At 49.5% G+C, this 14770-nt stretch carries 9 protein-coding genes; 2 read left to right on the top strand and 7 right to left on the bottom strand.

Translation table 11 applies throughout. The features are described from left to right. Positions 1 to 153: 153 nt before the first annotated feature. Together ACFYU8_RS12485 and ACFYU8_RS12480 are read left to right on the top strand one after the other, a co-directional pair. Complete coding sequence (locus ACFYU8_RS12485) at positions 154 to 447, top strand: hypothetical protein (RefSeq protein ID WP_390299004.1); 294 nt, start codon at positions 154 to 156, stop codon at positions 445 to 447. Positions 448 to 472: 25 nt separating this feature from the next. Then, on the top strand, positions 473 to 1096 hold the full coding sequence (locus ACFYU8_RS12480) for a YqaA family protein (protein WP_390299001.1): 624 nt from the start codon (positions 473 to 475) through the stop codon (positions 1094 to 1096). A 46-nt stretch (positions 1097 to 1142) separates the two neighbouring features. On the opposite strand, the gene ACFYU8_RS12475 is transcribed toward ACFYU8_RS12480, so the two are convergent. The 7 genes from ACFYU8_RS12475 to ACFYU8_RS12445 form a co-directional block, all read right to left on the bottom strand. Continuing rightward, on the bottom strand, positions 1143 to 3290 hold the full coding sequence (locus ACFYU8_RS12475; RefSeq protein ID WP_390298998.1) for an ATP-dependent Clp protease ATP-binding subunit: 2148 nt from the start codon (positions 3288 to 3290) through the stop codon (positions 1143 to 1145). A gap of 117 nt (positions 3291 to 3407) precedes the next feature. After that, positions 3408 to 4547, bottom strand: a complete 1140-nt coding sequence (locus ACFYU8_RS12470; RefSeq protein ID WP_390298995.1) for an MFS transporter — start codon at positions 4545 to 4547, stop codon at positions 3408 to 3410. 64 nt (positions 4548 to 4611) lie between these two features. Next, on the bottom strand, positions 4612 to 5208 hold the full coding sequence (locus ACFYU8_RS12465) for a TetR/AcrR family transcriptional regulator (RefSeq protein WP_390298992.1): 597 nt from the start codon (positions 5206 to 5208) through the stop codon (positions 4612 to 4614). Between the two features lie 191 nt (positions 5209 to 5399). Next, a complete protein-coding gene (rbsK, locus tag ACFYU8_RS12460; RefSeq protein ID WP_390298989.1) occupies positions 5400 to 6305 on the bottom strand; it encodes a ribokinase in 906 nt (301 codons plus the stop codon). A gap of 307 nt (positions 6306 to 6612) precedes the next feature. Continuing rightward, positions 6613 to 7428, bottom strand: coding sequence for an RNA-guided endonuclease TnpB family protein (locus tag ACFYU8_RS12455; protein ID WP_390299810.1), 816 nt, complete (start codon positions 7426 to 7428; stop codon positions 6613 to 6615). Between the two features lie 118 nt (positions 7429 to 7546). Then, positions 7547 to 12418, bottom strand: coding sequence for an amino acid adenylation domain-containing protein (locus tag ACFYU8_RS12450; protein WP_390298986.1), 4872 nt, complete (start codon positions 12416 to 12418; stop codon positions 7547 to 7549). 12 nt (positions 12419 to 12430) lie between these two features. After that, positions 12431 to 14761 (bottom strand): Gfo/Idh/MocA family oxidoreductase, encoded by a 2331-nt coding sequence (locus ACFYU8_RS12445; protein WP_390298983.1) that lies wholly within the window; start codon positions 14759 to 14761, stop codon positions 12431 to 12433. Positions 14762 to 14770: the final 9 nt, after the last annotated feature.

Here is a 14770-nt window from a genome sequence, read left to right as displayed (position 1 = left end):
GATCCAAAAACCCAGGCGGATGTGAATGATTGTTGAGTAACCCGAGGACGATCTACATCGTATTACCAGATACAGGAACATGATTTACCCACACGCGCAATCCATTCATTGGAGGTTTTGTAAAAGAAGAGATACAGGGTAAATTGTTTCAAAATGCAACGATTGCGGTATATCATTGTTACAGTAAGTGAATCCCAATTCAAAAAAATTCGTTCCATAGTCGGCCAGTTTGAAGTAGAATCGCATCTATACACATGTAATTTGTTGGGCTTACTCGGCGTGATGCTGAATATTCCGATAAAGCGCAAAAACGCCTATTTTTGTTCGCAATTTATCGCATCGGTGTTTGAAGAGGCCAACGTGCGGCTCGTGTCAAAATGCGCTGCGCTCACCACTCCAGCAGACCTGATACATTCCGACTTGATTGAATGGATGACTGGCAGTTAACGATAGAATGACAAAGGAGAAATAGATGTTTCAGAACATTTTAGATTTCTTAATGGAATACGGCATTTGGGGAATGTTTATCCATTCTTTTGCCGACGCAGTCATCTTTCCCGTCCCGGCCTTCTTTCTTCAAGTGCCTCTCAGCCTCGTTGATCCTTCACAGGCATTGTGGATTGCAACGGTAGGCTACATCGCTTGTCTCTTAGGGACACCCGTCGGTTATTTTATCGGGAAAGTACTAGGCAAATCCGTTCTGTACAAAATCCTCAAGAAAGAATGGATTGATGCGGCCACAGCGATGTTTCAAAAGAAGGGCGAGGTCGCGATCTTCATCGGTTCGTTTACACCGATTCCGTTTAAAGTATTTACAATCATGTCGGGTTGCTTGAACTTCCCGTTGTGGAAATTGCTTGGGTATGCGGCAATTGGACGGGCAGTCAAATTTTACGCAGTCGGATTATTGTTTTATTTTTACGGCAAAGTGGCGGAAAATATGGTCCATAACGTTTCTCTCTATATCTTTCTCATCGTGGTACCGCTCATCTTGGTCGGGTTATGGGTGAAGAAAATCGTCACCAAGCGCCGCCAGCTGAAAATGGAAAGTACTGGCGTCAGCAATGGCATCAATGAGAAAGTATTGAATAAATAAAGTCGATAATAAAAAGCGAAGAAACCCCACATTGGGGTTTCTTTTTTTACGACTTTAATCCTTTTTTCACACGAATCACATCATCTTCTACATCAAGCAGCATCGCTGTCACATTGTCCTCTTCCATTACCAGATCCGCAATGCCATCCTCGACGTATTGCTGAATCACGCGGCGCAATGGACGCGCCCCGAAGGAAGGGTTGTAACCCAACTCAGCCAGCTTTTCTTTTGTGGCATCTGTCACACTGATCTCCATTCCTTGTTCCTTCAGATTGCCCATGACATCTTGCAGCAGCAGATCGACGATTTTGACCAAATCCTGTTTTTCCAGATGAGCAAAGGAAATGATCGAGTCGAAGCGGTTCAAGAACTCCGGCTTAAAGTACGCACCGAGGGAGTCCAGCACGGTGGCAGGTTCAGGCGCTTTTGCTCCAAAGCCTACAGAAATCTTACGCTCGCTCACACCCGCATTGCTCGTCGCAATAATGACGGTCTCCTTAAAATTCACTGTGCGGCCCTGACTGTCTGTCAGACGACCATCCTCGAGAATTTGCAGGAACATGTGCATGACGTCCGGGTGGGCTTTTTCGATCTCATCCAACAAAATAATGCTGTATGGGTTGCGGCGTACACGCTCTGTCAGCTGACCTGCTTCTTCGTGACCGACGTAACCCGGAGGAGAGCCAATCAATTTGGACACCGAGTGCTTCTCCATGTACTCGCTCATATCCAGACGAATCATGGAATCACGGGTACCAAACAGCTCCTCTGCCAGTGCTTTGGACAGCTCCGTTTTCCCGACACCAGTCGGACCGACGAACAGGAAGGATGCAATTGGTCTGTTTTTCGGTTTCAGGCCTGCACGACTGCGGCGAATCGCCTTCGCTACTTGTGTGACCGCCTCCGATTGACCAATGACTTTTGCTTCCAAATGAGCGGCCAGGTTTTTCATTTTCATCTGCTCATCACTTTGCAGCTTCGTAACAGGAATCCCAGTCTTTTGCTCGATCAATGCCTGGATGTCTGTGACGTCAACCTGAACGCGCTGCTTCTTGCCCTCAATCTGATCCAGCTTTTCCAAAATGCCCGCTTCTTCGTCTCGCAAACGAGCTGCCTTTTCATATGCCTCTTGCTCTGTCGCTTCCTTTTTCTCCTGATTGATTTGCGCCAGCCGCTCATGCAAGTCTGCCGTATCTACAGCGGAGGATCGCAGGTTCAAGCGCGAGCCCACTTCATCCAAGAGATCTATCGCCTTATCAGGCAAGAAGCGATCCTGAATGTAACGATGGGAGTATTCCACGCAGGCACGAATGACATCATCTGAGTAAGCGACTTGGTGGAATGCTTCGTATTTCGGGCGCAAGCCTTTTAAAATCTCAATGGCTTGGTCTACGGTTGGTTCTTTGACCATTACTGGCTGCAGGCGGCGCTCCAGAGCAGCGTCTTTTTCAATGACGCGATACTCTTTTAACGTAGTTGCCCCAATCAACTGCAACTCGCCGCGAGCCAGTACGGGCTTCAGAATGTTTCCGGCATCCATTGATCCTTCCGCAGAGCCTGCACCTACCAAGAGATGAATCTCATCCACGAACAGGATGACGTTTTTGCGTTTTTGTAGCTCGGCAATCACATGCTTCATTTTTTCCTCGAACTGTCCGCGAATTCCCGTCCCTGCAACCAGAGAAGCGACATCTAAAATGTACACCTGTTTGTTTTTCAGCTTGGTCGGCACTTGCCCTTCCGTAATACGCAGGGCGAGGCCCTCCGCAATCGCCGTCTTCCCAACCCCTGGTTCCCCAATCAGAACCGGATTGTTCTTGTTGCGTCGGTTCAAAATCTCAATAACGCGCTCAATTTCCTGTTCGCGTCCAATCACAGGGTCAATCAGCCCGGCACGCGCCGCATCATTTAGATTACGGCCCAACTCATCGAGGATGCCTCTACCGCGCTCTGGTGCTTGTGGCTGCGGTTGGCCGGAAGATTTGCCTAGATTCACCCGGCCTTGGGCAAAGCCTTGCAGGAACTCATCCAGTCCAGAGAAGGAGGAGAAAGGACTAAAGCCCATGCCCACTCCCATTTTGTTGGTCAGCTTTGTTTTGCAATCCTGGCACAGATCGTATTTTTGTTGCTGATTTTGTACACGTATATGAACAGTCACAGTTGCTTCTCGTTGTTTGCAGATTTCACAATGCATATTCAATCCCCCCAAAAGCGTTGTTTTGGAATCCAGAAGATCTTTGACCTTTCCTGACCTTCGCTGGTTTTATTATAGTTTGACCTTCTTTGACTTTCAAGAGGGATTGTATGGTTTTTACACTTTGCTCTTTTGCAGATAGGGAACGATTGAAAGTAACCCTAAAACAGCTAAGCAAGCACCTACCCACAACGGTGATACAAGCCCATATCCCCTGCTGATCCCGATTCCACCTAAGGAAGAACCAATGGCAACACCCAATGTAATAAAGGAAGTATGCACAGTGTTTACCATCGTCCCACTACCTGCGGCATTCATGACTCGTGCAATCATGGCCGGATTCATCGCTACACCCGTCAACCCAATTAGAACAATGGACAGTACTGCCATCCATCTATTCTCGGCACCTACGGCAAACAGAACCAATGCCGCTAGGAGTATGCTTAATCCCGTTACAAGTATTCGCATGGCAAAACGATCAGCCAGCCTGCCAATTACGATATTTCCAATCACGGTCGTGATACCGTAAAAGGCGAGCAAATATGGGATGCTCGTATCCGAAAATGCCGATACAGCCGTAAGAATAGGAGTAAAATAACTAAACGCAGCGAACGTACCGCCAATGATCAACATGCTCGTTGCATACGCGGTCCACAGGTGCGGATTTTGAAAACTGGCAAGCTCCTCTTTTACGTTTACCTGGTCTTTTTGTGCAGAGGAAGGGAGCAACCCTTGAATTAAGATTCCTGATAGCAACACGAGAACGGCAACAGCCCAAAAGCTCACCCTCCAGCCAAAAGATTGGGCAATCACGGTGGTCAGAGGAAGTCCAACGACAGTAGCAACCATTAAGCCTGCAAGAACAATCGAAGCTGCCTTTCCCCTTGAATGAGGAGGTACCAAGCTGGCTGAAATGCTGACAGAGACGCCAAATGCTGCGGATGAAGCAATACCGGTGATGATACGCGCAAGCATCATCGACTCGTAATCCCAAGCCATGGCTCCTAACGACTGACCAAGGAAGAAGACGGCAACCAAAGAGAGCAGTGCTTGTTTTCGGCGAATGTGCAGGAGAGTTGCTGTTAGTATCGGGCCTCCTATCACCATTGCACCTGCATACGCCGTAATGAAATACCCGATGGAGGGAATCGACACGCCAAAATCATCGGCAAGCTCATTCATCATACCTGCCACCATAAATTCAGAGGTCGTCATCGCAAAAATCGCTACCGCTAACAAATAAATCATCGATGGCATGAGGAAACACTCCTTACTCATTTTTGTAACGATTGGTACAAAAATTATGCAAAAAAATAGCGCATTACGCGCCGAAGATAGATTCCATGGTGCCGTTCATGATTTGTTCAGCCAATGACCGATTTTGTATGGATGTATTCAACACACGGAAGCCGTAGTAACTGCTTAAAAATAGGCTTGCCAAATCCACAGCAGATCGTTTTTTGGAGATTTCACCCGTTCGCAAGCCTTCCTCCATCACTTTCTCTATGGTTTGCTTCAGAAGTTCAACATGTCTGGAGACTATTTCTTCAATCTTGGGATCGTCTTTAGCCCGTTCCAATCCCGCATTGATCAGCAAACACCCCTTTGGGTTCGTTGATTCAAAGTCTTCCACCAATGCCCAAACTAAAAAATTTTGCAACCGTTCTTTCACGGAACCCGGACTTTCTAACAATGCCCGCTGTTCACGAATCCCAGTTTCGTGATAGTGTTCCACCACTGCTAGATAAAGCTCCTGTTTACTGCCAAACGTATTGTACAAGCTGCCTTTACCTAGTCCAGTATCACTGCATAAGTCATGCGTAGAACAACCATTGAAGCCTTTTGACCAAAACGTTTTCATGGCCACATCTACGATGGAAGTGTAATCAAAATCACGAGGTCTGCCGCGTTTGCTCAACGGAATCCTCCTTTCGTTTCCAACTGTTATGGAAATCATACACATTTTGTACCATACGGTCAATAAATGAAATGTCTGCAAATGTAAACCACAAATATAGAAAGAGCCTATTTTGAAAATCGTCTTTCAAAATAGGCTTGATCATTGATTATTTGCAACTGGCATATGTTCTACACCAGACAAACTCTCCTTTATGAAAAAGAGTATGCTTGTACTTCATCCAAAGTAGGCAAAGATGGTTGAGCACCGTTCCTTGTAACGACAATCGCTGCTACTTTGCTGGCGAAAGTGGCCGCTTCGGTTTCTGTCATTCCTTGCGTGATCCCGACCGCAAAAGCTGCCGTAAAGGAATCTCCCGCCGCAGTTGTATCCACTGGCTCTACGCGGAAAGCTGGGATATGGGTCGTCTCATGAGCGGTTACTAAGAGAGCGCCCTTTTCCCCCAATGTCACGATGACGCGCTTTGGACCTCCTGACAAAAGCTTTTTGGCTGCGGCCTGCACTTCCTCTATCGTGGTTACAGGCATTCCCGTGAGAATGGAAAGCTCTGTTTCATTTGGGGTTAAGGTATGTACATGGGTTAACAGCTCACTGGATAGCTCGCGTGCGGGTGCCGGATTTAAAATGACCAGTTTGCCGAGTCGAGCAGCTTCTATGACTGTATGTTCCACGACGGGCATCGGGATTTCCAGTTGGAGCAATACGACGTCGCTTTCCTTTAAAATGGACAGATTGTCTGCAATATGCTCGGTGCTGACGAGCGCATTCGCTCCCGGTACGAGCACAATGTTGTTTTCCCCGTCATCACTTACATTGATAAAAGCCATGCCTGTCGTACCCGAGCGTTTGATCCCCTCTATGTGAACCTGCGCATCCGCAAGCCCTCCCAGCATAATCTGGCCGTTTTCATCCTCTCCTACCATCCCGATCATGGAGACATGCGCACCCAGGCGAGAAGCCGCTACTGCCTGATTCGCTCCTTTTCCACCCGGAATCAGTTCGAAGTGATGACTTGCGATCGTTTCTCCTGCTTTGGGCAAATGATGTACATGGGTTACGAGATCCATATTGATGCTTCCTACTACTGCGATTTTCACGACGAGCCCTCCTAGCTAATCTCGAACATGATGATTCGGTCGGTTACAAAATAGTGCTTTTCATCCGAGAAGTCAACGTATTTCTCAAGATTGTCCCTAAGACTTGGAGCGCGGCCCTTCTATTGGATATAATGAACAAATCTTCTATCATCCGGAGTTGAGACTCCCACGGCTAAAGCCACAAGCTGATACCTTTGATATCAGTGGGATTCTTGGGTGGTAGTCGGTCGTGCATTTCTGCTAACCGTAGTTCCCTCAAGTTCAGGGCTGTCTCATCAGCCCATCCTAAGACAGTGCCTATAGCATCTTAGGCTGACAGACTGTTACCATCTGCCACAGGTTGATTCATGATATTAATCGCTCCAACCCGATCACGATGCGCGTTGAATCCGCATAAACACTCGTACTTTCTGTCTCTCGCTTTGTTCTTCTCCCCACAGGCAGGACAAAATTGAGAAGTGTAGGCAGGATTCACCTCGACAACCTTTATGCCGACAAGGTTTGCTTTGTAGGAGATGAATTGTTGAAGCTGATAGAAAGTCCAACTATGCAGATTCTTTGCGTTTTTACGGCTTGTTCTTGCCGTCTTGCGAATATTCTCTAGTCGTTCAAGCTTGATGATTGACACACCTTCTTGAATGGCTGTATGGATAATTTGGCGACTAATCTTATGATTTTGATCTTTCATCCAACTTTGCTCTTTATTGGCTAACTTACGAATGGCAGTCAACTTTTTGAGTTTACCTAGTTTTCGTCTGCGTTGTTGGTACTTTCTTCGTATGTACTTGTTCTGTCTGCCCTTTCCGAAGAATCGGGTTTTACCTGTAGAAGTTACAGCAACAGCAGGAACTTTCAGACCGTGGTCAATCCCCATCATGTTTTCAGTGTTTGTTACACTTGTAGACACTTCTACCGAAATTTGAGCGTACCATTTCCCTGACTTTTCAATGATACGCATCAATCCAGATTTTCCTTTGCTTAACCGTTTCCTATCTCGGCTAGTCATCGCAGCACGAAACGCTGTTTTCTTCGTCTTTCCATCTACAACGATAGGGAAAGCAACTGTGTTGTCGGATACCGTGTAGTTTTGATTGTTGACGAAATAGACAGATTTTTTAAGAATGGGGGTTCATATCCACGTGATGAACAAATGAGGGCTTCTATTTTGTAGAAAAAGGGACAGCGGTAGATTACGGACACTATTTAGTCGTCCATGTCTACCGCTGACTTGATTTTTGAAATTATTTAGTGTCAAGCGGTACTGCCAACAGCTCCGCCAGCTTAACCGTATTCTCTCCTACCATGCAACTGTAGTGGTTGCCGGCGATTTCTGTCACTTCCAGTTCTCCAATGCATGTATCCTGCCAAAAAGCGATGGTCTCTTCGCTTGTGCTTGGCAAAAATTGAAACGGCTCGCTAGCCAACAGGAAGCGAATGTCTCCCATATAAAGCAAAGGAGTATAACGAGCTGCTTTAAAGCTCTGACCAAACACCTTGCACAAGCCCTCTGCCATTTCTACTGGCATCTGTTCTCCTGATATTTTGCCTAGCGCTTGGACATAAGCAGTAAAGCGTTCTCTTCTGTCAAACGCGGATAATTTGCGGAACATTTCTCCCACCTGGTCTAGCCCCTCGTCTCCGCTGATCGTGCACGCTGAGCCTTGTGGGATGGAATCCCCGTATTTTTCTATAAGCTGCAAAATCGCCCGTGAAAAGTCGTGCTCATCCACTTTTCCAAAATCAGCCTGTTCCAGTGTGATGTTCAGGTTCGGAACGAACAGTGCCTCAATCAAGAGATCGTCATTCACTTCTGTCAGGATCGGAGGAATATCAATCAAAACCAGGTCCAGAATATGGACGCCCTGCTCCCCGAGTCTTCTCGCTACTTCAATGGCAATCAATCCGCCCAAAGAATAACCGATGAGCTGTACGGGTCTTTGCTCTCCATCACGTAAGACATCGATCAAGCATTCGGCATAGTCATCGGCCACAGTTTCTATCAGCTCGGACGGCTCTAGCTCGCAATAGCGCTCGCTATCGTCGATGGCAATCCCGACGATGCTTCCTGTCTGCTGGGCTTTGAGCTGTTCAATCAATGGACGAAAACTGTCCATCGTCCCCAAAACGGCATGGAACACAACCCGCAACGGCCCAGATTCGTCACCGCCATATGGAATCAGCACGGCGTTGCTCGACTTACTCCGTTTTTTCGGCAACGCCACTTCCTCACGCTGCTGCAACTCCTGATTGCGCTCGTGTATGAACCCAGCCAGTGCTTCCACAGTCGGGAAGTTAAGCATTTGTCGGAGCAAGACATCAAACGGGATGGCAGCGTGCGTCGAGTCCTCCGCCAGCTTGTCGCGCAGCTTTCCAGCTACCTGCGCCATGATGAGGGAATCTGCACCACATTCATAAAAGCTTTGTGTTAGGCCGATTCTCGAGACTCCCAATGCTTCTCCCCAGATGTGGGTAAGTTGAGCTTCCAACGGATCTGAATCAGTCGCCTCTGTAGCGTCCATTGCAGCTTTTTGCCCGAACGACGATGCAGGTCGCCATTTTGCCAGTTCGCGGCGATCGATTTTTCCATTTCCGGTAAGCGGCAACGCATCTACGACTTGCAGGTGGGCAGGCAGCATGTAGGCAGGCAGGTGTAGGGAAAGAAATTTTTCCAGCTCTGCGGAACTGACTTTCATCCTGTCCAGCTTCACGCGATGGACAAGCAGATGATTTTCTCCATCCTTTTGCAACATGAACGCAAGACCGTCTTCTTCCTTCTGCAACTCACTTATCCATGACGTCTCTGTCCACTTGGCAAGAATGAACCACCCGCCCGGGCAAATCAACTCTTTCAGCTTGCTCATTTCGGAGCTTTCTACAGCTCCCGCAGCTAGTACCACGTCGAACGAGTTCGGTGCCAGTCCTTGTTCCCGATACTCTTCTTCTACGATATCCATGCTTATATACTGTGCATCATAGCCTTCCAGCGCTTGCGGGACACCCTCTGTTAACGCCCCGTTCCCTCCGCCTACTTGCAATATCCGAAGAGGCTTGCTCGTATGCTGTCGCGCAATCTGTTGCAAAAGCATGACAATGCGTTGATTGACCTCGATGCCCGCTTCTTCACCGATCCCATTTACGAGCATCGCGAATTCCGCTCTTTCCGCTTCAAGGTCCCGATCCATCTTGCGGGCGCACTCCACAATTCCCAGCAAAACAGGCTCGTCACTCGCTCCATCCAGCACGACACCAGCTGCGGCTACAGCATGGTGTTTGAGCATTGCCGACTCAATTTCACCTAGCTCGATCCGATGCCCTCTGATTTTGACCTGATTGTCTTCGCGGCCGATAAACTCGATTTCGCCCCCTGGTGTGTAGCGGCCCAAGTCACCAGTTCTGTAAAGTCTCTTTCCATCGACAGGGTGGGAGAAGAACCTTTCCTCCGTGAGTCTTTGATCTCCTACATAGCCCTTTGCCAAGCCAGCTCCGGTAATATATAGATCTCCTATCGCCCACACTGGGCAATCGCGCATCTGTGAATCGAGGACACGGAAACCTTGATTGGCGAGCGGTCGGCCGTACGGAATACTGCTCCAGTCGGCTTCCAGCCCTTTGTACTGATGGTAATTCGACCAGATCGATGCTTCCGTGGCACCCCCGAGACTGATAATCTCTGCGGCAGGCAGATGTTTTTGCATCCGATCAGGCAGCGTCAGCGGAATCCAGTCACCGGAAAGCAAGGCAAATCGCAAGCTATCTACTTTGGCAGTTGGCGTGGAATCCAAATACGTGACCAGCATCTGCATCAGGGCCGGCACGGAATTCCACACGGTGATGTCATGCCGGACTATCAGCTCTGACCAATGGGACGGATCCGTTTGGTGGTCGGGATGAGGATACACGATAGCACCACCCACAGAGAGCGTGGCAAAAATATCGTAGACAGATAAATCAAAGCTCAACTGGGCAAGGCCAAGCACGCGGTCATTTTCCGTAATCGCAAAACGACGAAGCATGTCCTCGATCGTATTTGCCGCTGCACGGTGGCTGATGACGACCCCTTTGGGCTGTCCCGTGGAGCCAGACGTATAGATGATGTACGCAGGCAAATCCGGGTTTAGGTCAGGCAAGATCAACGGTTCATGCTGCGGGCTTACTTGATCCACTGCAATCGTTTGAATAGAGTCGGACCATTGCAACTGGTTGGTAGATACCGTCAAGGCATAGCGGATGTTCGCCTGTTCCATCATGGCCTGTCGGCGCATCTCAGGTTGCTTCGGATCAATGGGCACATAGACTGCCCCGGCAAACAAGGTACCGAGTACAGCTGTGACTTGATGCGCGCCTTTTTCCATCACGATGGCGACGCGGTCTTGCTCGCAGCACCCCAGCTCCTTAAGCTTCCCTGCAACTGCGGCAGCTCGTTTGACCAACTCCGCATACGAGAGCTGTCCTTCACTGTCAATCACCGCTGGACGATCTGGCATCGTCATTGCTTGCGCTACGATTGGCTGATGCAAGGCGTACTCTGGTATAGCTGCGGTGGTCGCATTCACCAGCTGACGCTCTTCCCGCTGCCAGTCTGGCAAGGCAATTTCGTCAGCTCCCTCCCACATCTGCTCGCTGTCCGCCAATGAATGCAGTAATTTCGCAAAAGCATCAAACATGTCATCAACGATAAGCTCTGGCAAGACGCCCTCTCGCACATCCCAGTTCACTTGCAATCCTGCCGAGCTGTCCATGGCTTGGCAATCGATGAAAACCTGCGGCGTTTGACTGATTCCGTGCCCAGCGATTTTGCCCTGTAGCTGACCGCCTTCCGCTGGTTCCACTAACCCAATCGCGCTCGTAAATACGATTGGCATCAGAGCGGCTTCACGCCCTCGCCTACGCGCTAACTCGCGCATGACCTCAACGCCTGAAAACAAACGGTGATCCAAATCTTCAAACAACTGTTTTTGAATGGTTTTCGCCCGTCCCTGAAAAGAACGCTCTAGTCCCCAATCAACCGCAAGCAAATTGACGGATGTGAAATCCCCGACAATCTCATGGACTCGTTCATGCAGCGGCTGTCTGTTCAACAACGTCAAATTCAGGCAAAACGCACGATTTCGACTCCAGCGCTCGATCACAGCGGCAAAGGCTGTCATCACAGCGGAGGTTGGCGTCAATCCTCGCTGCTGGGCACGCTGCTTGAAGGCATCCCATGAAGCTTTATCTAATCGAATGAAGCGACGGCGAAAGCGTGCGTTTTCATTCTGGGGCTGCTGTCTCGCCATTGGTAGGTCTGGAGCCTGTGGCAATACATCGATCCGTTGCTGCCAGTACGCTCTGTCTCTGCTATACGCCGTAGTCTCTCTTAAGCTGCGCTCGGCGTATACGTAATCGCGAAACGTAATCGGCAGCCCAGGCAATGTTTTTCCCGGTTCTTTGTAAAGGGCCTCAAACTCACCCAGCAAGAGCCAAATACTCGCCCAATCCGCGATGAGAAATTCCATCGATACATGAAGCACGGCCCTGTCGCTCGTTTTCGTCAAGCCGATATCAAACAGCGGCCATTTGGCTGTATCATACACGCGATGTCCCATCGCTTCGCGTATGTCATCGAGCCTTCTTCCTGCCTCCTGCTCATCCATGCAACTCGTATCTGTATAGGTAATTGTAAAATGCGGAACATTCTCCAAGATGCGCTGCTGACCATTCTGATCGATGGTTGCGCGCAGCATGTCATGTCTTGCAATAAGCAGATTCCACGCATTCTCTGCCCGTTTCAGATCGAGCTCGGGATAGTCCAGCTCCATGTAGATATGGCACGCCACGCCACCGTATCCAAACAGCTCGTACCGCCCCAGCAAATAGGCAGACTGCACATCTGTCAGGGGAAAAGGCACAAATCGCGCTGCTGGATCTGGTACCACCGTAACTGGTTGGGATTCGGCTCGCAAAAGTGCGAGAATGTCTGCTTTCTGTTCTTTTAACGCCTGTAAATCGTCAGCTGCAAGTGTTCCTCTTGGGGCTCTGTAACGCAGGCTCCCATTTTCTTCCCATAAAAAAATTCCATCTCTGCGTAGGCGCATCAAGAGCTCGACACTATTCGTCTTGAGGTTTTGGGGCATATGCACACACTCCTATTTAATGAGCTTGGCCGCTTCGTTTTCGTTTGGGGAAAGCTGCTGACGTACGCCAACATCGATGTTGTTCTTGATGAGGAACAGCTTTTGTCCAAGTGGTGCCAATGGGTGAGACTTCTCAGGCAAGACTGCAAGCTCCTTGACGCCTGCCCGCTGAAACACATCGAGCCACTGCTGGACAGTCATAAAAGTCGATTGCGTATTTTTCCTGTCATCTACGGGTGGCGTCATCATGAAAGCTTGGGAGATAAGCATTTCTACGAATTCTCGTGTTGGCTCGGTAATAATCATCCAGCCTCCCGGTGCAAGGGTCTTCAACAGCCCTTGGATGACTTCATCCGTGTCCCGCGCGTTGTTCAACATGCCTGCCGCAATCACGATATCGAAACTGCCTTCTGTGAGACCTTGTGCAAACAAATCTTTGTCGATATCAACTACCTGATATTTCATCCATGGGAAATCTTTGTACCGTTCACGTGCAGACGATAAGAAAAAGTGGGAAACATCTGTGTACACATACTCCACATTCAGTCCTTTGGAAACAGACACCTTCAGGCGGTCCACGACTACATCACTAGTCGCACCAGTCCCAGCGCCTACCTCCAGGATACGAAGCGAGTTTGTCGTAGACGCGATCCGCGCTACTGCTTCTGCGACCGACTTGTTCAAATAACGCGCAATAAGGGTGTCCCGATAAAGCGCATTGGCAACATGCATGCGACCCTCAGGAAATAGCAGTAAAGCAGCTTGCTGGGTATCCTCCATCAGCTGTGGCAGCCGATCCGCATTGTCCTTGAGATAGTCCATGACGAGCGGTGAGCCCAGCTTGCCATCCCAAGCATTTTTGGCTAAATCCCACCGTCGTTCTACTTCCTCTCGCGTCATTTGAATGCCGCATTGATACTCCCCAGCGGCAGGCTTCAGGTAGCCACGATCCGTCAATATGTGCAGCCAGCGCTTGATGACTGGCTCATGTCGTGCTGCTACGTTTGCTGCAGTGAAAATGTCTGACGCCGTATAGGAATGTTGTCCCGCTGTCAGTGCTCCTTGGGATTGCAGCGCAAGCAGCATGGAGGCAACCGCTGCTGCATCCAGACGCTCAATGCACGTATTTACCTGCACAGCATCGATCCCTTTTCGCTCACTCTCAGCAGGTGCTGTGCATGCAAAGACATCGTTGTCTTCCGTCAAAGTCGCATCATTGGGTGATGCAGTGTCCTCAACTTCGTCGGCTGGAATGCTCCAGGCTGCTTGTTCGAGAGATGCTAACGACAAAGGCTCATGGCTGCCATGCGAGCGCAACACGGGATATCCCAATGCCTGGGTCCATTCTTGCCACTGTCGTGAGCACAATAGCTCCTGTTGCGCACGCGTTTCCATTACAGCCTTATCGACCTGCCCCATGATCCTATCTCGCATGATGAATAAATCGCGGCCGATAGCTTGCGGCCACTGCTTCGTGAGAATATCCCGATAGGTCGGCGTCTCTTGCGGCCCCAGTATGTGTGTACTGTTTTCCAACATATGCGCTGGCGGGGACACTGTCAGCTCTCCGTGAATGTCGGGAAGATCCGGTACGTGCAGACGCGGATGCCACACGACGGGACCATGCGTGTCTGTAAGCGACAAACTCCCGCCAGCTACGCCAATCGTCACGCGATGCAGCAGATTCAGATGGTTGTCTGGATCTTCCGGATCGACTTCATTGTGGGCGCGCAGCGTGATCGGAATTTTGCCCAGCTGTCCGATCAACACTTGAAACGGCCCCTCATCCTTGATGACATGACTGATTTTCCACGGACGAATAGAAGGGAGGGCTTCCTGTAAAATATGCATGAGCGGGAAGGACACCTGTGTAGCGCAAGCAGCATCGATGTATAAGGCAGGCTGCACAGCCAGCATCGTACGAGCGCAAGCAATAAAACGGCGAACAGCAGGCAAATGTACGTAGAGATCGCCCGTCATAAAATGAACACCGTTCTGCTTGGCGTGCTTTAAGCACAGCGCCAAATCTTTGTGGTGGATCGGCTCCTCCGAAATGACGTGAATGCCTTTGGCAAGCAGTTGAATGGACAGCTCTGTTCCATTTCCGCCCATCACGGTGGAACGCAATACGACGCATGCCAAATCAATGTCAGCAGGTAATTGATTCACATCGGTGTACAGCGGGATGCCATTTCGCTCGGCGCATTGACGCGAGCGTTCACTTCCTTTTGCCAGCAGCCCTACCAGTTCAAACTGCTCAGGCAATGCCTTTACCGCTTCCAAGTAGAACTGCCCAAAGCGGGAACCGCATACCACGGTACGCAACTTACGATTCTTTGTCATACGTCACCC

This window comes from Brevibacillus sp. NPDC003359, assembly GCF_042878995.1.
GTDB lineage: Bacteria > Bacillota > Bacilli > Brevibacillales > Brevibacillaceae > Brevibacillus.
Note: the sequence above shows the minus strand (reverse complement) of the source record. Positions and strands in the feature narration are given on the sequence as shown.

Coding starts and splice junctions, on each gene's coding strand:
- ACFYU8_RS12485 (WP_390299004.1), top strand. CDS start 154: ATGCAACGATTGCGGTATATCATTGTTACAGTAAGTGAATCCCAATTC.
- ACFYU8_RS12475 (WP_390298998.1), bottom strand. CDS start 3,290: ATGCATTGTGAAATCTGCAAACAACGAGAAGCAACTGTGACTGTTCAT.
- ACFYU8_RS12480 (WP_390299001.1), top strand. CDS start 473: ATGTTTCAGAACATTTTAGATTTCTTAATGGAATACGGCATTTGGGGA.
- ACFYU8_RS12470 (WP_390298995.1), bottom strand. CDS start 4,547: ATGCCATCGATGATTTATTTGTTAGCGGTAGCGATTTTTGCGATGACG.
- ACFYU8_RS12450 (WP_390298986.1), bottom strand. CDS start 12,418: ATGCCCCAAAACCTCAAGACGAATAGTGTCGAGCTCTTGATGCGCCTA.
- ACFYU8_RS12445 (WP_390298983.1), bottom strand. CDS start 14,761: ATGACAAAGAATCGTAAGTTGCGTACCGTGGTATGCGGTTCCCGCTTT.